This is a genomic window from Bradyrhizobium sp. Bra64 (genome assembly GCF_024519875.1).
In the GTDB taxonomy this organism is placed as follows: Bacteria; Pseudomonadota; Alphaproteobacteria; order Rhizobiales; family Xanthobacteraceae; genus Bradyrhizobium; species Bradyrhizobium japonicum_G.
The window spans coordinates 17,116-36,900 of the sequence record NZ_JALJRD010000026.1; the positions used below are offsets into that span (position 1 = coordinate 17,116).

At 66.0% G+C, this 19,785-nt stretch carries 21 protein-coding genes and 1 tRNA gene; 6 read left to right on the top strand and 16 right to left on the bottom strand.

What is annotated here, in order from left to right; genetic code table 11:
• Positions 1–177 precede the first annotated feature (177 nt).
• Positions 178–831 carry a helix-turn-helix transcriptional regulator gene (locus NR187_RS34515; protein WP_256809469.1) on the top strand — a complete coding sequence of 218 codons (654 nt, stop codon included), beginning with the start codon at positions 178–180 and terminating at the stop codon, positions 829–831.
• Positions 832–845: 14 nt separating this feature from the next.
• Here NR187_RS34515 and NR187_RS34520 read toward each other — a convergent pair whose 3' ends face one another.
• From NR187_RS34520 to NR187_RS34540, 5 genes are all read right to left on the bottom strand, one after another.
• Complete coding sequence (locus tag NR187_RS34520) at positions 846–2,486, bottom strand: lysine--tRNA ligase (protein ID WP_256809470.1); 1,641 nt, start codon at positions 2,484–2,486, stop codon at positions 846–848.
• A 195-nt stretch (positions 2,487–2,681) separates the two neighbouring features.
• Positions 2,682–3,617 (bottom strand): transporter substrate-binding domain-containing protein, encoded by a 936-nt coding sequence (locus NR187_RS34525; RefSeq protein WP_211380989.1) that lies wholly within the window; start codon positions 3,615–3,617, stop codon positions 2,682–2,684.
• A 91-nt stretch (positions 3,618–3,708) separates the two neighbouring features.
• Entirely contained in the window at positions 3,709–4,299 is a 591-nt protein-coding gene (locus NR187_RS34530) for an SCO family protein (RefSeq protein WP_211380988.1), read from the bottom strand.
• A gap of 24 nt (positions 4,300–4,323) precedes the next feature.
• Positions 4,324–4,449: a hypothetical protein gene (locus NR187_RS34535; RefSeq protein ID WP_256809471.1), complete on the bottom strand. Its 126-nt coding sequence runs from the start codon at positions 4,447–4,449 to the stop codon at positions 4,324–4,326.
• A gap of 179 nt (positions 4,450–4,628) precedes the next feature.
• On the bottom strand, positions 4,629–5,150 hold the full coding sequence (locus NR187_RS34540) for a hypothetical protein (RefSeq protein ID WP_211380986.1): 522 nt from the start codon (positions 5,148–5,150) through the stop codon (positions 4,629–4,631).
• Positions 5,151–5,415: 265 nt separating this feature from the next.
• On the opposite strand from NR187_RS34540, the gene NR187_RS34545 reads away from it, so the two are divergent.
• The 5 genes from NR187_RS34545 to NR187_RS34935 all read left to right on the top strand — a co-directional run bounded on the left by NR187_RS34545 (position 5,416) and on the right by NR187_RS34935 (position 9,586).
• Entirely contained in the window at positions 5,416–7,074 is a 1,659-nt protein-coding gene (locus tag NR187_RS34545; protein WP_211380985.1) for an FAD-binding dehydrogenase, read from the top strand.
• Positions 7,075–7,077: 3 nt separating this feature from the next.
• Entirely contained in the window at positions 7,078–7,995 is a 918-nt protein-coding gene (locus NR187_RS34550) for a PHB depolymerase family esterase (protein ID WP_256809472.1), read from the top strand.
• A 115-nt stretch (positions 7,996–8,110) separates the two neighbouring features.
• Positions 8,111–8,461: a RidA family protein gene (locus NR187_RS34555; protein WP_211380983.1), complete on the top strand. Its 351-nt coding sequence runs from the start codon at positions 8,111–8,113 to the stop codon at positions 8,459–8,461.
• Positions 8,462–8,615: 154 nt separating this feature from the next.
• Positions 8,616–8,981: a nuclear transport factor 2 family protein gene (locus tag NR187_RS34560; RefSeq protein ID WP_256809473.1), complete on the top strand. Its 366-nt coding sequence runs from the start codon at positions 8,616–8,618 to the stop codon at positions 8,979–8,981.
• Positions 8,982–9,157: 176 nt separating this feature from the next.
• Complete coding sequence (locus NR187_RS34935; protein WP_306235837.1) at positions 9,158–9,586, top strand: DUF3551 domain-containing protein; 429 nt, start codon at positions 9,158–9,160, stop codon at positions 9,584–9,586.
• Here the strand turns inward: NR187_RS34935 and NR187_RS34570 are convergent.
• From NR187_RS34570 to NR187_RS34620, 11 genes are all read right to left on the bottom strand, one after another.
• Positions 9,583–10,431 (bottom strand): amidohydrolase, encoded by an 849-nt coding sequence (locus NR187_RS34570; RefSeq protein WP_256809476.1) that lies wholly within the window; start codon positions 10,429–10,431, stop codon positions 9,583–9,585. The two genes, NR187_RS34935 and NR187_RS34570, sit on opposite strands and share 4 nt — an antisense overlap.
• Positions 10,432–10,434: 3 nt before the next feature.
• Positions 10,435–11,412, bottom strand: a complete 978-nt coding sequence (locus tag NR187_RS34575) for an aldo/keto reductase (protein WP_256809480.1) — start codon at positions 11,410–11,412, stop codon at positions 10,435–10,437.
• Positions 11,413–11,517: 105 nt separating this feature from the next.
• Entirely contained in the window at positions 11,518–12,450 is a 933-nt protein-coding gene (locus tag NR187_RS34580; protein ID WP_256809481.1) for a sugar-binding protein, read from the bottom strand.
• 88 nt (positions 12,451–12,538) lie between these two features.
• A complete protein-coding gene (locus NR187_RS34585) occupies positions 12,539–13,621 on the bottom strand; it encodes an ABC transporter permease (protein WP_211380977.1) in 1,083 nt (360 codons plus the stop codon).
• Positions 13,621–14,379: an ATP-binding cassette domain-containing protein gene (locus tag NR187_RS34590; RefSeq protein ID WP_211380976.1), complete on the bottom strand. Its 759-nt coding sequence runs from the start codon at positions 14,377–14,379 to the stop codon at positions 13,621–13,623. The genes NR187_RS34585 and NR187_RS34590 overlap by 1 nt, the downstream gene beginning before the upstream one ends.
• A gap of 12 nt (positions 14,380–14,391) precedes the next feature.
• Positions 14,392–15,714 (bottom strand): xylose isomerase, encoded by a 1,323-nt coding sequence (gene xylA, locus NR187_RS34595; protein ID WP_211380975.1) that lies wholly within the window; start codon positions 15,712–15,714, stop codon positions 14,392–14,394.
• Entirely contained in the window at positions 15,715–17,169 is a 1,455-nt protein-coding gene (gene xylB / locus NR187_RS34600; RefSeq protein ID WP_256809482.1) for a xylulokinase, read from the bottom strand. It lies immediately after the preceding gene.
• An 84-nt stretch (positions 17,170–17,253) separates the two neighbouring features.
• A complete protein-coding gene (locus NR187_RS34605; RefSeq protein WP_211380973.1) occupies positions 17,254–18,309 on the bottom strand; it encodes a LacI family DNA-binding transcriptional regulator in 1,056 nt (351 codons plus the stop codon).
• Between the two features lie 89 nt (positions 18,310–18,398).
• A complete protein-coding gene (locus NR187_RS34610) occupies positions 18,399–18,863 on the bottom strand; it encodes a GNAT family N-acetyltransferase (RefSeq protein WP_211382363.1) in 465 nt (154 codons plus the stop codon).
• A 40-nt stretch (positions 18,864–18,903) separates the two neighbouring features.
• Positions 18,904–19,485 (bottom strand): helix-turn-helix domain-containing protein, encoded by a 582-nt coding sequence (locus NR187_RS34615; protein ID WP_256809484.1) that lies wholly within the window; start codon positions 19,483–19,485, stop codon positions 18,904–18,906.
• A 188-nt stretch (positions 19,486–19,673) separates the two neighbouring features.
• A tRNA-Gly gene (locus tag NR187_RS34620) sits at positions 19,674–19,747 on the bottom strand.
• Between the last annotated feature and the right edge of the window lie 38 nt (positions 19,748–19,785).

Here is a 19,785-nt window from a genome sequence, read left to right on the forward strand (position 1 = left end):
GTCAGCTCATTGAGTCTCTTGGGGTTTTTCGTCTCTTGCAGGTCTGAAAACCCGGGCGCGACCGTAGAGGCGGCCCCTTCCGAACTCAAGCCTTGGCTGTCGCCTCTTGCGCGAAAAACGGAAAACCGATTGATTTGAGGACAGTTTTCCTGAGATGCGACGGGCTGGAGACCTTCCATGGTCAGGCAGGCCAAAGCGCAGAGGATGCTGACCCACGACCAGATCTGGGTCGCACTGGATCGGCTGGCGGCGCGCGCCGGCCTGTCGCCGTCGGGCCTTGCCAAACGCGCCGGGCTCGACCCCACCACCTTCAACAAGTCCAAGCGGGTCACCTCCGACGGCCGCGAGCGCTGGCCCTCCACCGAATCGATCGCGAAAGCGCTGGCGGCGGCAGATTCGTCGATCGACACCTTCGCCAGGCTGGTCGGCGACGATTCGGGCGACGGCCGCTCGGTGCCGCTGCTCGGCCTCGCGCTGGCCGGCGCGAGCGGCGCCTTCGACGAATCCGGCTTTCCCATCGGCAAGGGCTGGAGCGAGTTTGCGTTTCCCGCCGCCGAGAACAGCCACAGCTTCGCGCTTCAGATTTCCGGCGATGCGCTGCAGCCGGCCTATCGCGACGGCGATGTCCTGCTGGTCTCACCCGGCACACCGGTCCGGAAAGGGGACCGCGTGGTGGTGAAGACCAAAGCGGGCGAGGTGACGATCGCCACGCTGAAGCGCCGCACGGCGAAGGCGCTGGACCTGCGGCCGCTCAACGCGGCGCAGGCGGAGCGGACGATGACGGTGGGCGAGCTGGCGTGGATCGCAAGGATCGTGTGGGCGAGCCAGTGAGGGCTGCACGCCCCTCACGCGCTCCGCGCCAGCGCCCCGTCGATCATGTTGACCGCGTTCTGCACACCATACACCGCGACGAAGGAGCCGAAGCGCGGGCCCTTCTCCTGGCCGAGCAGCACCTGGTAGAGCATGTTGAACCAGTCGAGCGTGACGCCGGGGCGGCCGTCCTTGCCCTTCTTGACCTGGTCGAGAAATGGCTCGCGGCGGCCGATCTCGTAGACGACGTTCTGGATGTCCTCGGCCGAGGCGTCCGGCGTGAGTTGCGACAGCGCATCGCGCAGATCCTGCAGCGCCGCGCGCTCGGTCTCGGTCGGTTCGCGGAACTGCTTCGTCGGAGCCACGAAGTCGCGATAATAGTTGATGGCGTAGCCGACCATCGCGTCGAGCTTGGGATGCGTCTGCGGGCTCACGCCGGGACGATAGCGGCCGATGAAGCCCCACAGCGTCTCGGCATTCTCGGCGTTCGACGACGACACCAGCGTCAGGAGGAGCTGGAACGTGACGGGCATGTCGCCCTTCGGCGGATGGCCGCTATGGACATGCCAGACCGGATTGCCGAGCTGCTGCTTGGCGTCCTGCTTGGCGAAGCCGTCGATGAACTGCTGGTAGTCGTCGACGTTACGCGGGATGACATCGAAATACAGCCGCTTGGCCGCCTTCGGCTCGCGATACATGAACAGCGACAGCGATTCCGGCGAGGCGTAGCGCAGCCATTCGTCGATGGTGAGGCCGTTGCCCTTCGACTTCGATATCTTCTGGCCCTTGTCGTCGAGGAAGAGCTCGTAATTGAAACCTTCCGGCGGGGTGGCGCCGAGCGCCCTGGCGATGGCACCGGAGAGCTTCACCGAATCGATCAGGTCCTTGCCGGCCATCTCGTAGTCGACGCCGAGCGCGACCCAGCGCATCGCCCAGTCGGCCTTCCACTGGCATTTTACATTTCCGCCGGTGACCGGCGTCTCGACTTCCACGTTCGTGTCGGGATCGACGTAAGTCACCGTGCCGGCCGCGACGTCGCGGCGGATCATCGGCACTTGCAGCACGACTCCGGTGGTCTTGCTGATCGGCAGGAATGGCGAATAGGTCGCGCGGCGGTCGGGTCCGAGCGTCGGCAGGATGATCGCCATCACCTTGTCGTAGGCAGCGAGCATCTTGAGCAGCGTCGCGTCGAAACGGCCGGACGTATAATAGTCGGTCGAGCTCGCGAATTCGTAGTCGAAGCCGAAATGATCCAGAAACGCGCGCAAGCGCGCATTGTTGTGCGCGCCGAAACTGTCATGCGTGCCGAACGGATCGGGCACGCGCGTCAGCGGCTTGCCGAGATTGGCTTCCAGCGGCGCCTTGTTCGACACGTTGTCCGGCACCTTGCGCAGGCCGTCCATGTCGTCGGAGAAGGCCAGCAGGCGCGTCCTGATCTTGTCCTCGGTCAGAACGCGGAAGGCATGCCGCACCATCGAGGTGCGTGCGACCTCGCCGAAGGTGCCGATATGCGGCAGGCCGGATGGGCCGTAGCCGGTCTCGAACAGCACCTCGTCCTTCGGACTTTTCTTCAGCCGCGCGACAATGGCCTTCGCCTGCTCGAACGGCCAGGCGTTGGATTGTTCGGCGAGCGCACGCAGGTCGCTCGGATTCGCAGCAAGATCAATAACGGACATCAAGGGGCCTCCGGGCCGCGGAAAATAGCGATTTCCGGGCAGAATGCAATTTTGCGGGCGGGTGTCAGACCCTCGCCCTGAGGAGCGCGCATTTCGCGCGCGTCTCGAAGGGCGAGGCCACCAGCGGGGCCTTCATCCTTCGAGACGCTTGCTGCGCAAGCTCCTCAGGATGAGGAACCAAGAGCGGCGATGCAGCTAAAACGGGCTCACCGAAAAATACCGCAGCCACAGATCGGTGTAGCGGCCTTTTTCCCAGACCCGGAACAGGGCCCAGTTCAGGGCCTGGCGCAGCACGTCGTTGCCCTTGCGCACGGCGATGCCGATGCCCTCGCCGAAGAAGCGGCTCTCGACGAAGGGGCCGCCGGAGAAGGCGCAGCAATCGCCGGAATCCGTGCCGTTGATCCAGAACGCGAGCGAGATGGCGTCGGCGAAGATGAAATCCACCTCGCCCTTGCGAAGCGCGGTGCGGAGCGCGTCGTCGCTGGGATAGGAGTGCAGCTCGGCGTCTGTGAACATCGCCTTGAGATAGGCTTCATGCGCGGAGCCGGCGATGACGCCGACCTTCTTGCCCTCGAGATATTCCGGGCGGATCTCCGGCATCACCGCGTCCTTGCGCGAGGCGAAGCGCGCGGGCACGCGGTAGTAGGGATCGGTGAAGTCGACGCGGGCGCGCAGCTGCGGGCTCACCGCCATCGAGGCGATGATGGCGTCGCCCCGGTTGGAGGCGAGCGCGTCCACCAACGTCTCGAAGCGGCGCATCTGCACCGTGCAGGTGACCTTGATCTCCTCGCACAGCGCGCGGGCGAGATCGACGTTGAAACCGGCCGGATTGCCGTCGGCCCCGGTGTAGTTGAAAGGCGGATAGTCGGTCTCGGTCAGGAAGCGGATCACGGTCAGGCGCGACAGGTCCGGCCGCTCCGGCCGCCGTCGCGGGTCCCAGAAGCCGGGCACTGCCTGGGGGGCGGCCTGGGGCGTGACCTGCGGGGTGGCCTGGGGCGCCGCAGGAGGTTTTTTGGCCGGAGCCTGGGCCTCGGCGCCCGGCAGGCCGGCGAACAGGCACACGCCGACGGCCAGCGCCGTCAGCAAGCCACCGGCAGATTTCGACGATTTCGCCTGTTGCGATGGAGCCATCGGCCAGAAATGAACGAATTTCGTTGGGATCGGAGGGCCTTATAGACCATCGGGCCGGGAACGCGAGCGCCGATTGCAGTTGATCGGACGCCTAGAGATACCGCTTCAGCTCGACCGCGGCCTCTTCCGGCGTCCGCTTCAGGTTGAACGGCGAGACGAAGCGGCCGTCGCGGTCCATCAGATAGATCAGCGCGGTGTGGTCCATGGTGTAGTCGCCGTCCTTGGTCGGGACCTTCTTGGCGTAGACCCGGTAGGAGGTGATCACCTTGGCGGTCTCGGCGGGATCGCCGCTGAGACCCTCGAGATGCGGGTCGAAGCTCGACAGATAGTCCTTCATCGTCGCCGGCGTGTCGCGCTCGGGGTCGACCGAGATGAAGATGGCGTTGACCTTGTCGGCGTCCTTGCCCATCGCGCGCAGCACTTCCGAGATCTCGAACAGCGAGGTCGGGCAGACGTCGGGGCAATGGGTGTAGCCGAAGAAGATCAGGGTCGGCTTGCCCTTCAGGCTCTTGTCGGTGACGGCCTTTCCGTTCTGGTCGGTCAGCTGGAACGGGCCGCCGATTGCCGCCGGCTGCGCCACCTTGCCGACCCCGCCCATGGCCCAGAACATGATCAGGAGCCCGACGACGAGGCTTGCGGCGAAGGCGGTCGCGATCACCAGCGGACGGGCGGCGGAGCTCATGAGCGGAAAACTTCCTGTCGGGAGTCAGAAGCAGGCAGCGAAGCCGGTCCTGATCATTTCGAAGAACACCTGGCTGCCGTAGTGGAACCAGAGCGCGAGCGCGCCGAGCACGACCAGCCCGCCGATCCCTGCACCTGCCAATAGCAGCACGGACCGCATCCAGCCGGCAGTGGGCGAATTTTCCTGTAGCGGGTGGGCCGGATGCACTGGTTGAGCCATGACAATGACCGGGACGAAAACCCCGGTTCCCAGGTTTTCAGATAAGCTTTAGCCCGCCTGCGGGCAAGGCGCCGCTGGCGGGCTAAAACGATCCCGTCATGCTGATGATGTCAGTGCAGGAGCTGGCCCCGAGCGGACTCGATCCGCTCGGATTGCGGGAGAGACCGGCGCGTTGGCTTGATCGCCGAGGCCTGTGCGTCCATGTAGCAGGGCTTGTACATGGCCTGGAGCTGCTTGCCCTTCAGGAAGAGCATGTGTGGTGTCAGGCCACCGCGCTGGTTGATCCAGCGCCTCACCTGCGAGGGGTACATCGCATAGAGCATCTGGGTTGCTTCGGAATTGGTGACGGCGCGGCCATTGGCGCCGAAATCCCAGGCGGCGTGGAAGCCGAGCGTCGCGCTCGAGGTCACGCAGATGCGGTCATGCGGGATGGCGCCAAGGACGATGGTGCAGGCGGAAGCGCAAAGGCCGTCGATGATGACGGTTTCGCCCGATTGCCGCAGGTCCTGGTATTTGTCGACGTAGGTTCCGATCCGGCCGCCGCGGTCATCCGCGATCCGAACCACCGCGTGAGAAGCCCCCATGCCCGCGATCAGGAGAACCGCCGCGAGCAACCCCGTCAGAAACTTCATTGTCCCCCGCCCCAGTCGAATTCGAATCTGCGTGTCAGGTGGTGATGCGCTGCTAGCGTCCGTCGTAACCGAGGTTTTGTCTAGGCAGGCCGGCTTACTCAAACCAAATTCAAATCCAGTGTTGCGTCCGCGCTGCACTCGGCCGGTCTCTATCCCAAAGTGGAACAAGTTAACGATGTCTTGCGCGCCGCGCCCTTGATCTCAGTTGCAACCGCTGGCTTCAATCCGGGCAACTACAGGGGGGAACCGATGGAGGGGGAAGCACATGGCTGACGAGACGGACGTCATCGTTGTCGGCGCAGGCCTGTCGGGCCTCGTGGCCGCCACCGAGATCGCGGACGCGGGCAAGCGCGTGATCGTGGTCGACCAGGAAGGCGAGCAGTCGCTCGGCGGCCAGGCATTCTGGTCGTTCGGCGGATTGTTCCTGGTCAATTCGCCGGAGCAGCGCCGGCTTGGCATCAAGGACTCCTTCGAGCTCGCCATGCAGGACTGGATCGGCACGGCCGGCTTCGACCGCGACGAGGATTTCTGGCCGCGCCAATGGGCCGAGGCCTATGTGGCGTTCGCGGCGGGCGAGAAGCGCAACTGGCTGCGCGCGATGGGCCATCGCATCTTCCCCGTCGTCGGCTGGGCCGAGCGCGGCGGTTATGACGCAATGGGCCACGGCAATTCGGTGCCGCGCTTCCACGTCACCTGGGGCACCGGGCCGGGGATCGTCGAGCCGTTCGAGCGCCGCGCGCGCGAGGCCGTCAGAAGCGGTCGGCTCAGCTTCAGGTTCCGCCATCGCGTCGATGCGCTCTCCATCACCAACGGCACGGTCGACGGCATCAGCGGCGCCGTTCTCGCGCCCGACACGATCGAGCGCGGCAAGAGTTCGTCGCGCAATGTCGTCGGCGAGTTCGCGCTGAAGGCGCAGGCCGTGATCGTGGCGTCCGGCGGCATCGGCGGCAATCACGAGCTGGTGCGGCAGAACTGGCCGAAGCGGCTCGGCACGCCGCCGAAATTCATGATCTCCGGCGTGCCCGAGCATGTCGACGGCCGCATGATCGGCATCACAGAAAAGACCGGCGCGCGGCTGATCAACCGCGACCGCATGTGGCATTACGTCGAGGGCATCCAGAACTGGTCACCGATCTGGCCGCGACACGGTATCCGCATCCTGCCCGGCCCTTCCTCGATGTGGTTCGACGCAACAGGCACGCGGTTGCCGGCGCCGCTCTTCCCCGGCTCCGACACGCTTGGCCAGCTCCAGTACATCATGTCCACCGGGTATGATTATTCCTGGTTCATCCTGACCCAGAGCATCATCAAGAAGGAATTCGCGCTGTCGGGCTCGGAGCAGAACCCTGACCTGACCGGCAAGAGCTGGCGCATGACGATCAAGCGCGCCACCAACAAGGGCGCGCCGGCGCCGGTGGAGGCCTTCAAAAGCCATGGTGTCGACTTCATCGTGCGCGACAAGATCGAGGATCTCGTTGCCGCCATGAACAAGCTTGCCGGCAGCGACCTGCTCAAGCCCGAGCACATCAAGATGCAGATCGAGGCGCGCGACCGCGAGATTGCCAATCCCTACGTCAAGGATGCGCAGGTGATGAACATCCACAATGCGCGGCGCTACATCGGCGACAAGCTGATCCGCACCGCCTCCCCGCACCGTATCCTCGACCCGGCGCACGGGCCGCTGATCGCGGTCAAGCTCAACATCCTCACCCGCAAGACGCTGGGCGGCTTCGAGACCGACCTCTCTTCGCGCGTGTTCGGCGCGGAGGGCAGCGTCATTCCCGGGCTCTACGCGGTGGGCGAAGCCGCCGGTTTCGGCGGCGGCGGCGTGCACGGCTATCGCTCGCTGGAAGGCACCTTTCTCGGCGGCTGCCTGTTCTCGGGCCGCAATGCCGGCCGTGCCGCGGCCAGGGCGGTGGGATAGATCATGCGGCGGTGGATGCGCATCGCAGCGTGTCTTGCGGCATCGGCCGCCGTCTCGGCTGCATCCGCCGATACGATCGACATCGACGGCGTAAAGCGGTCCTACACCGCGCAGCTGCCGGCGAAGCGGCTCGTGCCGCTCGTGGTGGTGCTGCATGGCAAGACCCAGCGCGGCGCCGACATGGCCGCGCGGACGGCGTGGCCGCAGGTCGCCAAGCGTGAAGGTTTTGCCGTGGTCTTCCCGGACGGGCTCAACCATGCCTGGGCCGATGCGAGGACCAGGGCGGGGCCCGCGCTGCGCGGTCCGCCGCCGGGCACCGACGATGTCGCCTTCATCGCAAGGCTGGTCGAGAAGCTGGTCGCGAACGGCACGGCCGACCCAAAGCGCGTCTATGTCGCCGGCATCTCCAATGGCGGCGCGATGGCGATGACGCTGGTTTGCGCGCGCGCCGACCTGTTTGCGGCGGGCGCGAGCGTGATCATGAATCTCACCGATGAGGCCGCAATCACCTGCCATCCGTCGCGGCCGCTGCCGATGCTGCTGATGAACAGCACGGCCGACCCGCTGGTGCCCTACGAAGGCGGACGCGGATCGAGCTATTTTGCCGCGGACGGGTTCTGGTCCACCGAGGAGACGCTGGCGTTCTGGCGCAAGCTCAACGGCTGCGAGACCGACGACGGCGAAATGACTGGTTTGCCCGACAGGGCGCCCGCAGACCAGTCCACGGTCACGCGGATCACCTCGCGCTGTCCCACAGGGCACGACGTCGTGCTTTATCGCATCAATAAAGGCGGTCACCGCATGCCCGGGTTTTCTTCGGATGCCCGCTTCCCAAAGGTCGCAACCGGCCTGCTCGGGCCGCAGAACGGCGACATCGACGGCGCCGAGACGATCTGGACGTTCTTCAGTCAGTTTCCGTAAGGCCGCGCATGCACCGGTGGCAACGCATGCGTGCCCGGCAACGCATGCGTACCGGGGGTGGCAGAGCGCGGGACGCTGGGCTAGACAGGGCCGCCATTCCACCAGGAGATCCCCAATGAGCATTCAGCGTTTCGAAACCGGCCCGCGCATGAGCCAGGCCGTCGTGCACGGCAACACCGTCTATCTCGCCGGTGTCGTCGCCAGCAACGCCGCCGGCGAAAGCGTGACGAAGCAGACCCAGGACATCCTGGCGACGATCGACGGCCATCTCGCCAAGGCCGGTACCGACAAGTCGAAGCTGCTCTCGGCCACGATCTACATCACCGACATGAAGACCTTCGGTGAGATGAACGCGGTGTGGGACGCCTGGGTCTCGCCCGGCAACACCCCGGCCCGCGCCACCGTGGAAGCCAAGCTGGCGGCCGCGCAATACACCGTCGAGATCATGGTCACCGCGGCGAAGTAAATTCGCGCGAACTTCGCATGCGACTGAAGCGCGATGAGAGCATCATCGCGCTTCAGTTTTTTCCCGACGCATGATCTCCGAGGTAATCGATCTGCGCGCGCGAACCTTTGATAGTGGCGGTCAGCCGAATACGGCGCCATCGAAGGAGAGCACCATGACCGATCCCATCACCATTGCCCACCGCTACATCGAGCTCTGGAACGAGCGCGCCGCCGGTCGCCGGCGCGAACTGCTCAGCGAGAGCTGGACGGCGGACGCAAGCTATGTCGATCCGCTGATGAAGGGCGACGGCCCTGATGGCATCGAGGCGCTGATCGCCGGCGTGCAGCAGCGCTTTCCCGATTTCAGGTTCAAGCTGATCGGCGAGCCGAACGGCTACGGCGACCATGTGCGCTTCAGCTGGGGCCTCGGCCCTGACGGTGTCGACAGCCCGATCAAAGGGACTGATTTCGCCGTGCTGAAGGACGGCCGCATCAGGAGCATCACCGGCTTTTTGGACCAGGTGCCCGCGGGGGCGTGAGGGTCGCTGGACCGCGGTTTACCCTCCCTTGGGAGGGTAAACCGCGACGGCTTCTCGACGAGACTGGCGCGGCCCATCACTGCACGCGCATGGGCGTGTTCCGCTGACGTTGACCTGGATCAACACTGCCTCCGGTCTGAGTGCACCGGTGTTGTGCCAGCCTGGAGGAAAGTCCAATGCGCACATTGGCTTTGACGATTTTGACCATGGGCACCGCTTTGGCAGCAGGGCACGTCCAGGCTCAGACATATGATCCGGCTTTTCCCGTTTGCTTGCACGTGGTCTCGTTCGGAGCCACTCCCTACTATCGATGCAGCTACACGACGATGGACCAATGCAGGGCGTCGGCCAACGGTCAGGCGTGCGTCGTCAACCCGTATTACGCTGCTGCGAAGGCGCCGGTGAAACGGGACAATCGGCGCTATTCCGGCCAAATCAAATCGAGACCGCCCGCGCACGCCGGGACCCGATCGTACGCGCCACCTCGGCCGACCCACTACCGGGCCGCACCGTACAATCAATTCGAACCGTACTATGGAGCGTCCCAGGGTTACGCGCCCGGCGAAAAAGAAAAATTCATCCAAAGCATGAGACAGAACCTTTAGCTTTCCGCCAATCGATAGGCACGCCCCGCATTCACGCCAAAGGCCTTGTCGCGGAGCTGCTGGCCGAGCTTCGTCAGGCATGCCTCCAGCGCACCCTTGATCGCGCCATAGCTCCCCGCGAGCAGGCACACCGGCCAGTCGGAGCCGAAGATCAGGCGGTCCTCGCCAAAACATGTCGCGGCATGCGCGACGAACGGAAACAGCCGCTCCGCATCCCAATCGTTCCAAACAGCTTCCGTCGCCAGCCCCGAGACCTTGCACCAGACATTGCCGCACGCTGCAAGCGCCGCGATGCGGTCGGACCAGTCGGCGCTGCCCCCGTCGGCGATCGGCGGTTTGGCGGCGTGGTCGAGCACGAAGCGCGCGTGCGGAAAGGCTTGCGCCGTCGCAATCGCGGCGGGCAGCTCGCGGGTGCGGACGAGGAAGTCGTAAGCAAGATCGCGGGCGAATATTGCGGCAAGGCCACGCCGGACGTCCGCGCGCAGCAGCCAGTCGGGATCGGCCTCGTCGTGGACCTGATGGCGGATGCCGACGAGCTTGTCGCCGCCCGGCGCGGCGCGCAGCCGATCGAGCGTGTCGCCAACCGCGCCGTCGGTCAAATCGACCCAGCCAACGACGCCGACGACGGCAGGCGTCGCATGCGCGATCTGCAAAAATTCCACGGTCTCCTCGCGTGCCGAGCGGCACTGCACCACGATGCTCGCGTCGATGCCGTTCGCTTTCAACAGCGGCGCCAGATCGGCGGGGCCGAAGGCACGGCGGATCGGCGCGAGTTCAGGCGCGTCCATCCAGGGATAGTCGGCGCGCGCGGGATCCCAGAAATGCTGGTGAGCGTCGATGATCATGGCTTACGCTCCGCCCGGCAACGGGGCCCGCGCGTCGACGAGGTTCCGCGCGCGCAGCTCCTGCCAGAATGCCGGCGGCACCGCCAGCTCGGACATTGCGATGTTGTCGGAAACCTCCCCGGCGTTGCGCGCGCCCATCACAGCGATCGTGACCGCCGGATGGGCCATGCAGAACTGGAGCGCGGCGGCCTTCAGCTCGGTGCCGTGCTTGCGACAGAGTTCGTCGAGCGCGAGCGCACGGGCGACGAGCGCCGCATCGGCATCCTGGTAGTTGAACTTCGCGGACGTTCGCGGATTGGCCAGGATGCCGCTGTTGTAGATCCCGCCGAGCAGGATGCCGATGTTCCTGCCCTGGCAAACAGGAAACAGCGCATCCAGCGCGCCCTGGTCGAGCAGCGTGTAGCGCCCGGCGAGCAGGAAGCAATCGACCGGTGCGGCTTGCGCAAACCGGACCGGCATCTCCGACTGGTTCATGCCCGCGCCGATCGCCTTGACCGTGCCGTCGTCGCGCAGGCGTTTCAGCGCGCGGAAGGCTCCGGCCACCGCCTCGTCATAGTGATCATCCGGATCATGCACCAGGAGAACATCGACCCAGTCGAGCCCAAGCCGGACAAGGCTTTCCTCGACCGAGCGCATCACCCCGTCATAGCTGAAGTCGAACACCGGCCGCTCGCGCCCGGCGCCCTTGTAGTGCTCGTCCTCGGCGGCAGCGCCATCAGGCGCGCGCAACAGGCGACCGACCTTGGTCGAGATGGCATAGGAGTCACGCGGCTGCTGCCGCAGGAAAGCGCCCAGCCGCCGCTCGGCAAGGCCAAAGCCATAGAGCGGCGCGGTGTCGTAGAAGCGGATTCCGAGCGCCCAGGCGCGCGCGACCGTCGCCTCTGCATCGGCATCGCTGACGGGCGTGAACAATCCGCCGAGCGGGGCGGAACCGAGGCCGAGCGAGGTGACGTCGAGAGAGCCGAGCCGCGACCTTTTCATTCCCATTGCCTTCCAACAGTCCTGTCTCAATAGCCAAGATCATCTCTCCCGCTTGCGAAATCCGCAAGCGGGAGAGATGGCAGGAGCGCGGGGCTGGCAGCGCTCCTACTTCAACATCTGCGCGACGTTGTCCTTGGTCACGAGATCGAGGCCGGTGTAGACGATCTCCGGCACCTTCTCGCCCTTCTTCATGGCGAGCAGCGTGTCCATCGCCTTCTCGCCCATCTCGAACGGACGCTGGCCGACCAGCGCATTGGCATAGCCGTCGCGCAGCAATTCGAGCTGCATCTTCAGCGTATCGGCGACGACGAGCGTGAACTTGCCGGAGTCGATGTCCTTCTTGTACCTGCTGGCGAAAGCCTTGAAGCCCTCCGGCGCGAACATCGGCCAGCCGCCGATGGGAACGATCGCGGCAAGGTCGGGCGTCGCGGTGCGCATATCCGTCATCTGCTGCACCGCCAGCGCCGGATCGTCGTTGCAGAAGGTCGGCGAGCCCGGGACCTCGGTCCATTTCGAGCCTTTCAGCGCCTCGCGGACGCCATCGACGCGCTCGGCGAGGTTCTTGGCGCCGGGACCGCCCGAGACCATCGCGTATTTTCCGCCGTCGGGCCGAAGCTTCAGCAATTGCTTGCCGAGCGCGACACCGAACTCCTTGTTGTTGGTGCCGATATAGGCGGTGCGCTTGGAGCCCGGCGCGTCGGCATCGAAGGTGATGACGGGGATGCCGGCCGCGGCTGCCGCCTCGATCGACTTGGTCATGGCCGCGACGTCGGCGACCGAGATCGCAAGGCCGTCGACTTTCTGGGTGACGAAATCCTGGATGATCTGCGCCTGCGTCGCCGGCTCATGTTCCACCGGTCCCTTGTAGATGCACTCGATATTGCCGAGCTCCTTGGCACGCTTCAGACAGCCGTCGCGCGCAAAGTCGAAGAACGGATTGTTCATCGCCTTGGGCACGATCACGAAACGGTAGTTCGCGGCAAACGCCGGCGTCGCCATCATCGCGACGGCGATGCCGGCAAGTAGAAATTTCCTCATTGTCTCCTCCATACGTCCTATGCCTATCCATTGAAAAATCGTCCGGGAGGCGGATAGACGGTTCTTTTGCCCTCCCGAAGACGTCACTTCAGACCATCCGCGAGCGGATGCGGTCGACCAGCACGGCCAGTATGATGATCACGCCCACCAGCGTCTGCTGCCAGTAGGAGCTGACCTGTGCCAGCACGAGGCCGTTGCGGATCACTTCGAGCAGCACGCAGCCGACGATCGCCCCCAACGGGCCGCCGATGCCGCCGGCGAGATTGGCACCACCGATGACAGCCGCCGCGATCACGTTGAGCTCGTAGGACGTCGCCATGTTGGCCGGCGCCGATCCGAGCCAGCCGGAGATGATGATGCCCTGGAGGCCCGCGGCGAGCGCGCAGATCACATAGACCTCGATCTTCACCCGGACGACCGGGATGCCGGTCAGTTCGGCCGCCTTCTCGTTGCCGCCGAGCGCGAAGACGTGGCGGCCGAACGCGCTGTGGTGCAGGACCACGGCCATCACCAGTGCGAGGACCACCAGGTAGATGAAAGGCACGGGCACGCCGAGCACGTCGCCCGAGGTGAGCGCATAGAAGTAGTCGGCATCCGGCCCACCCGGAAAGCTGCCGCGCCCGTTCGAGACGACATAGCCGAGCCCGCGCACGATCGAGAGCATGCCGAGCGTGGTGACGAAGGGCGACAGGCCCAGCACGGCGATACAGAAGCCGTTGACGAGGCCGGCGATCAGCGCAACGCCGAGCCCCGCAAGAAGCGAGATCAGCAGGATCAGGCCCGGCACGTTGGCGAGCACGGTCTTGCCGTCGGCCGCCATGTGCACGAACAGCGAGCCTGCGGGCGAGCCGGGCGCCGACAGCTCGGTCATCACCATCGAGGTGATCATGGCCGAGAAGCACATCATCGAGCCGACCGACAGATCGATGCCGCCGGTGATGATCACGAAGGTGACGCCGAGGGTGGCGATGGCGATGAAGGAGAAGTTCTTCGCCACGTTCTGCATGTTGCCTTCGGTGAAGAAGTAGGGACTGGCGAAATGCATGACCACCAGCAGGATCGCCAGCGCGAGCAGGACATAGCCGGTCTGGGACGCGAAGATGCCGCGCTGCCACCATCTGATCCGGCCGACATTGGTGAAGCTGATCGGGGATTCCAAGGGCATGACCATCACGCCGCCTCCTTCGCGCCGGTGATCAGGGCAGTGACTTCCTCGGGCGACGTCTGCTGGATCGGCTTGTCGGCCCGCTTCTCGCCCCGGCGCATGACGATGACGCGGTCGCACACCGCGAACACGTCGGGCATGCGGTGCGAGATCAGCATCACGGCGACGCCCTGCTCCTTCAGCCGGTGGATCAGGCCGAGCACCTGCTCGACCTGGCGCACCGAGATCGCGGCCGTCGGCTCGTCCATCATCACCAGCCGCGCGTTGGAGAGCCGCGTTCGCGCGATCGCGACCGCCTGGCGCTGGCCGCCCGACATCTGCTTGACGAGATCGTCGGGCCGCGTTTCCGAGCGCAATTCGCCGAACAGCTCCAGCGCGCGCGCCGCCATGGCCTTGTGGTCGAGCACCGCGAGCGGGCCGAATTTGCGCTTCAGCTCGCGGCCGAGGAAGACGTTGGCCGCCGCCGTCAGATTGTCGGCGAGCGCGAGGTCCTGGTAGACGACCTCGATGCCGACGGCGCGTGCATCGACCGGGCGATTGAAATGGACCGCGCTGCCGGCGAAGCGGATCTCACCATGGCTGGGACGGAAATTGCCGGCGATGATCTTGACCAGCGTCGACTTGCCCGCGCCGTTGTCGCCCATCAGGCCGACGACCTCGCCGGGAAGGACCTTCAAGTCGACTTCGTGCAGCGCGCGGATTGCGCCGAACTCCTTGCCGATGCCGGTCAGCTCGAGCACCGGTGTCGCTTCAGCATGTGTCATCAGCGGCCTTCCTCAGACGTAGCGGTTGACCAGGGATTCCAGATATTCCTGCCGGCCCGAGCGCGGCTGCGGGTCGAAGCCCGGGCCGAGCGCGCGATCGGCAAGATCGGCGAGCGAGCGCTGGCCGCCGAGAATGGCGCGGCCCTCGCTGCCGGCCCATCCGCCATAACGCTCGGTGAGCGGTGCGGTGAGCACGCCGGCATCGAGCATGTCCGCGGCGGCGAGGAAGGCGCGCGCGCAGGCATCCATCGAGCCAACATGGGCATGGATCAGATCGTCGGGGTCGATCGACTGGCGGCGGATTTTGGCGTCGAAATTCAGTCCGCCCGAGGTGAAGCCGCCGCGGTTCAGGATCTCGTGGAACACCAAAGCGAGCTCGGGCACGTTCATCGCGAACTGGTCGGTGTCCCAGCCCAGCAGGTCGTCACCGCGATTGACGTCGAGCGAGCCGAAGACACCGAGCGCCTCGGCGAGCGCGACCTCGTGATGGAAGGAGTGGCCGGCGAGGATGGCGTGGTTCTGCTCGATGTTGAGCTTGACGTCCTTGAGCAGGTCGTAGCGCGCGAGGAAGCCGTAACAGGTGGCGACGTCGAAATCATATTGATGCTTGGTCGGCTCCTTCGGCTTCGGCTCGATCAGGATCGGGCCCTTGAAGCCGATCTTGTGCTTGTGCTCGACGACGAGCGACACGAAGCGGCCGAGCTGGTCGAGCTCGCGCTTGAGATCGGTGTTGAGCAGCGTCTCGTAGCCCTCGCGCCCGCCCCAAAGCACGTAGTTCTGGCCGCCGAGCCGGTGCGTCACCTCCAGCGCGGCGCGGACCTGGCCGGCGGCGTAGGTGAAGATCTCGGGGTCCGGGTTGGTCGCGGCGCCCGCCATGTAGCGGCGGTGCGTGAACAGGTTGGCGGTGCCCCAGAGCAGGCGGACTTTTGCCGAGGCCATCTTCTGTTCGAACAGATCGGCGACCGCATTGAGGTTCGCAACGGATTCGGCGAGCGAATTGCCTTCAGGCGCCGCGTCGACGTCGTGGAAGGTGAAGAAGGGCACATCCAGCAGGCGGAACAGCTCGAAGGCGACATCGGCCTTGGCGCGCGCCTGCGCCATCGCATCGGTGCCGTGATGCCAGGGCCGCAAAAAGGTCTCGCCGCCGAAGGGATCGCCGCCCGGCCAGCACAGCGAATGCCAATAGCAGACTGCGAAACGCAAATGATCCTCGAGCCTGCGGCCATGGACGAGGCGGTCCTTGTCGTACCAGCGGAAGGCGAGCGGGCTCGCGGCATCCTTGCCGGAAAAGGCGACAGGTTGGCTTGCATCGAAGAATTTTGCTGGCGCGTTCACTTAAATCGGCTCCTTCAACGCGGGATAGAGATCGCGCCAGCGGCGATAGGCATCGTCGTAGGCGGAAGTGACGGATGCCCGTGGCGCGAAACTCGCGAGCCGCCGCGGACGAACACAAACCTGTGCCGGGTCTTCGCCAGTCGCAGCGATGCGGCCGAGCCGTGCGGCGCCGAGCGCGGCCCCGACCTCGCCTTCCTCGACGCGGTGGACGGGGATGCCGAGCACGTCGGCGCAGATCTGCGCCCACAGCGGCGAGCGCGAGCCGCCGCCGACCAGATCAACCTCCGCGACCGGCCCGCTCGCCGCACTCAGCGCCGCCAGATTGTCGCGCGCAGCAAAGGCGACGCCTTCGAGCACGGCCTGAACGATCTGTCCGCGCCCGGTCGCACCGCGCAAACCGGCGAAGGCGCCGCTGGCGGCGGCGTCGTTGTGCGGCGTCCGCTCGCCGTCGAGATAGGGCAGGAATCTGACCGGGCTCGGTCCGTCGACGCGCTCGCCGAGCGGCGCCAGCAGCGCGGCCGCCGGCGTCTCCATCACGCCGGCGAGCCATGCCAGCGAGGCTGCGGCCGACAGCATCACGCCCATCTGGTGCCAGAGGCCGGGCAGCGCGTGGCAGAACGCATGCACGGCGGAAGCCGGGGCCGGTGCAAACCGATCGGTGACGCGGAACAGCACACCTGAGGTTCCCAGAGACAGAAACGCATCGCCCGGTGTGATCGCGCCGAGGCCGATCGCGCTCGCGGCGTTATCGCCGGCGCCGCCGGCAATCACGACATCTTTCGCCATGCCCCAGCGCTGCGCGAATTCCGGGGCGAGCATCGCGCTGACCCCGCTGCCTTCGACGAGGCGCGGCATGTGGTGGAGATCGAGCCCGGTGGCATGCAGCAGCAGGGCCGACCAGCGGCGCAGACCGCCATCGAGCCACAGCGTGCCTGCGGCGTCGGACATATCCTCGACCATTTCGCCGGTGAGGCGATAGCGGACATAGGCCTTCGGCAGCAGCACCTTTGCCACGCGCTCGAAGATCTGCGGCTCGTGCCGCGCGACCCAGAGCAGCTTTGGCGCGGTGAAACCCGGCATTGCCAGATTGCCGGCGATCGTGTGCAGCGACGGGCAGCGACGCTCCAGCTCGACGCATTCGGCGTGCGAGCGGCCATCGTTCCAAAGAATCGCAGGGCGCAGCGGCCGTCCATCCTCGTCGAGCAGCGTCGCGCCGTGCATCTGGCCCGATAGCCCGATGCCTCGCACCTGCGCGACCTCGCGCGGATGGCGGCCGGCGAGATCGTCGACGGCGCCGACCGCCGCATCGACCCAGGCATCGGGATCCTGCTCGGACCACAGCGGCGCGGGATGCGACAGCGCAAGCTCGCGCACCGCCGTCGCGAGAACCGCGCCGGCATCACTCACGAGCACCGCTTTCACACCGGACGTGCCGGTGTCGATTCCGAGATACACGCCGTCCTCCCTTTCATCCCTGTCGCAGGGTTGCGAACTTTCGTCGCCTTTTCCCGCAAACTGCCGTTCAAAGTCGCGCTGCCGCTAGGGCAGATTGTCCCGCATCACGATGTCGATCCTGATCTTCTCCTGTTCGCGCAGGATCGGCTCGCCGCGGGCGAGCGCGAGCAGCACGCGCACGGCGGCGCGGGCTTCGTGCCCGGGGTTCTGCGAGATCGCCGCATCCATCACGCCCTGCAACAGCAGCCGCCGCGTCAACGCGGTGACGTCGTGCCCGACGAACACGACCTTGTCGCGGCCGGCATCGCTCGACGCCCGATCGCTCAACGCCTTGGCGACACCTTGCGTGCCGGCGCCGACGTTATAAAGGCCGACAATGTCAACATGCCTGCCCAACAGCCGCGTCAGCAGCTGCCCGGAACGTTCGTCCTCGTCGCGCCCTTCCAGCACCGGCAGCACGCTGAGACCAGGGAATTCCGCCGCCATCACCTGGTTGAAACCGAAAATACGCTCTGCATGGTCGCGCAGACCCTGCGAGCCCGCCACGATCGCGACCTTGCCGGACCGCCCGCCGGCCAGCCGCCCGACCAGCGCGCCGGCGGTGCGTCCCGCCGCAATGTTGTCGATGCCGACATAATGGTGTCGGCGGGACGACGGCACGTCCGAGACCAGCGTCACGACCTTGGTGCCGGCATCGACGAGATCGTCGATAGCGGCGCGGACGCGCGGATGATCCAGCGCCACCACGGCGACGCCGTCGTAATCGTCCGCCAGCGCCGTCAGCGAGGCTGCGAGCACGGACGGATCGAACACGTCGGTGGCGATCGTCTCGACGCCGAGGCGGCGGGCGGCGAGCCAGGCCGACATCTCGCCGAGATAGGCCTCGATCTGCTGCATGAACGGATTGGGCCCCGACGGCATCACGAAGGCGAAGCGGCGAGCGCGGCCGCGGGCGAGCTCCGCGGCGGCGACGTGCGGCTGGAAGGCGTTGCGTTCAATGGCCTCCCTGACGCGCCGGACCGTGTCCGGCCGCACGCCCGGACGGTTGTGCAGGACGCGGTCGACCGTGGCGAGGCTGACGCCCGCCTGGCGGGCGATGTCCTTCAGCGTCAGCGCGCTTGCGGTGAGAGTGTCGGCCATGGATGAAGGCTAGCAGAGGTGTTTTGAGGTACGCAACTCATTTTGAGGGATGGATCGCCGATTTCGAGCCGGGCTTGCGCCCGGCCGCCCTACCCGGCTGCAAGGTCGAGCGTCAGGAACAGACTGTTGCGATCCTCGACATAGCCCTCGAATGGACCGCACGCGACGAAGCCGTGCGCCAGGTAGAGCGCGTGCGCCGGCTTGAAATAATCCCACGAGCCGGTCTCGAGGCTGAGGCGCTTCAAGCCGCGGACACGGGCTTCGGTGATGATGTGGCGGAGCATCCGGCCGCCAAAGCCGCGCCGGCGCGTGGTCTGGAGCGTGTGCATCGACTTCACCTCGCCATGCTCGGACGAGAGCGTCTTCAGCGCGCCGACGGCGACCAGCGTCTCGCCGTCCCAGCCGGTCCAAAACGCGATGTCGGGCGCCCGCAGGCCGGAGAGGTCCAGCGCGTGGGCGCTGCCCGGCGCGGTCTGCGCCCGCGCGGCCGTGACGTGATGATCGAGCAGTGCGATGACGCGCGGATCAAAGGTGTCGCCGGTGCGGATCTGCATCGTCAGGTTCACTCCAGGATTTCATATCGCATCGGCATCCTCACATCTTCCCGTAGGAGGCGCCGCGGCGCGTGATGATGACGTAGCGCGCGTCCTGCTTGGTCTCGTTCTCGAAGATCACCGCGCGCATCACGTCGAAGTCGAGACAATCGCCCTCGCGCAGCCGCACCGCCTTGGCGTCGATATGCACGGCGATCGCGCCCTCCAGCATCAGGAGCTGCTGGGTGAAGGCGTTGCGGCCCCACGGGCTGTATGGCACCCGCGCGCCGGCCGGCAAATCGACGACGATGATCTCGATGCCGCTCGCCGCGTCCGTCGGCGAAACATGCCGGCGGCGATAGCCGCTCTCGGGATCGCGCCAGTGCGGCTGGTCGGCAAGACGCACCAGCCGCTCCGGCGGCTTCTCGGCCAGCGCGACGACATCGCTCAGAGACACGTCGAGTGCCGCACACAGCTTTCCGAGCAGCGCAGCCGTCGCACTGCTCTGCGCCCGCTCCACCCGCCCGATCATCGCCCGGCTGACGCCGGAGCGGCCTGCGAGTTCGTTCAGCGTCATGCCCGCTTGCGTCCGCAGCGTCTTCAGGCGGCGACCGATCGCGCGATCGAGTTTTTGCTGGTCCATTTCTTGTAAGTCGTGGCCGTTGTCCGAACGTGCCGCAGCGACGAGGGCCGCAAGCCGCCGGGCGAGAGGAGCTTAGCGCGCGCAGCGAAGAACGCCGGCATCGCGTGGCTAATATATTGGAATCTCGCGCGCTGCGCGACGTGCGCTTGCACCTGTCAGGTCGATCGGAAGGAAATCTCGGAGGAGCTTGGAGCGGGCGAAGGGAATCGAACCCTCGTATGCAGCTTGGGAAGCTGCCGTTCTACCATTGAACTACGCCCGCGGATGCGCAGCTTGCGCCCCTCTGATTAGCCGAGACGG